Here is a 1322-nt window from a genome sequence, read left to right as displayed (position 1 = left end):
GTGAATCGCCCCGGATTTTGTGGAGGCTCAACACTCTGAGAGGATTGAGCCATGAAGAAGTCGAACAAGTTTTCACCCGAGGTGCGTGAGCGCGCGGTGAGGATGGTGCAGGAGCACCGTGGGGAGTACCCGTCGTTGTGGGCGGCCATCGAATCCATAGCGCCGAAGATCGGATGCGTGCCGCAAACACTGCATGAATGGGTCAAGCGCGTGGAAGTCGACACCGGCGTGCGCGAGGGCGTCACGACCAACGACGCCCAGCGGATGAAGGAACTGGAGCGCGAGAATAAGGAACTGCGCCGAGCCAACGAGATATTGAAGCTGGCCAGCGCGTTTTTCGCCCAGGCGGAGCTCGACCGCCGGCTGAAGTCCTGAGGGACTTCGTCGACAAGCATCGCGATACCTTCGGGGTCGAGCCGCTCTGCAAAGTTTTGCAGGTTGCCCCGTCAGCGTATCGGCGCCATGCAGCGCTGCTGCGAGAGCCCCACAAACGCTGTGCCCGAGCGCATCGCGACGAGGTGCTGGCGCAGCAGATTCAACGTGTCTGGCAGGCCAACATGCAGGTCTACGGTGCCGACAAGGTGTGGCGGCAGCTGGCACGCGATGGCGTGGCCGTCGCCCGCTGCACGGTCGAGCGATTGATGCGCAAGCTGGGGCTACGCGGCGTGATGCGTGGAAAGGTCGTGCGAACCACGGTCGGTGATGCCAAGGTCGCGTGCCCGATGGACCGGGTCAACCGGCAGTTCAGGGCGCAGCAACCGAACCAACTGTGGGTCAGCGACTTCACGTATGTCTCGACCTGGCAGGGCTGGTTGTACGTGGCCTTCGTCATCGACGTGTTCGCCCGTCGCATCGTCGGCTGGCGCGTGAGCAGTTCGATGCGCACGGACTTCGTGCTCGATGCGTTGGAGCAGGCCCTATACGCCCGGCAGCCGCAGCGCGACGGAAGCCTGATATGCCACAGCGACCGCGGGTCGCAATACGTCAGCGTTCGCTACACCGAACGGCTGGCAGAAGCGGGCATCGAGCCGTCCGTCGGGAGCAAGGGCGACAGCTATGACAACGCGTTGGCCGAGACCATCAACGGCCTCTACAAGGCCGAGCTCATCCACCGCCGGGCGCCGTGGAAGACGAAGGAGGCTGTGGAGTTCGCGACGCTCGAATGGGTGTCCTGGTTCAACCACCATCGCCTGCTCGAACCCATCGGGTACATCCCGCCGGCAGAAGCTGAGGCAAACTACTATCGGCAACTCGCCAGTCAGGCCACCTCGGTGGCGGTCTGACTTAAACCAAACAGCCTCCGCGAATGCCGGGGCGATTCA

General features: G+C 63.2%; 1 protein-coding gene and 1 other annotated feature. The gene reads left to right on the top strand.

Annotated features, from left to right (window positions below; all coding sequences use genetic code 11):
- Nucleotides 1–51: 51 nt before the first annotated feature.
- A protein-coding gene (locus EJI00_RS24850; RefSeq protein WP_126750118.1) for an IS3 family transposase occupies nt 52–1283 on the top strand; the annotation gives its coding sequence in 2 pieces (ribosomal slippage) (nt 52–340 and nt 340–1283; 1233 coding nt in all).
- Nucleotides 330–446: a sequence feature (AL1L pseudoknot), on the top strand. Its footprint overlaps the gene before it by 117 nt.
- Nucleotides 1284–1322 lie beyond the last annotated feature (39 nt).

Origin of the sequence: Variovorax sp. DXTD-1 (assembly GCF_003984625.1) — a bacterium.
Classification (GTDB): Bacteria; Pseudomonadota; Gammaproteobacteria; order Burkholderiales; family Burkholderiaceae_C; genus Variovorax.
Note: the sequence above shows the minus strand (reverse complement) of the source record. Positions and strands in the feature narration are given on the sequence as shown.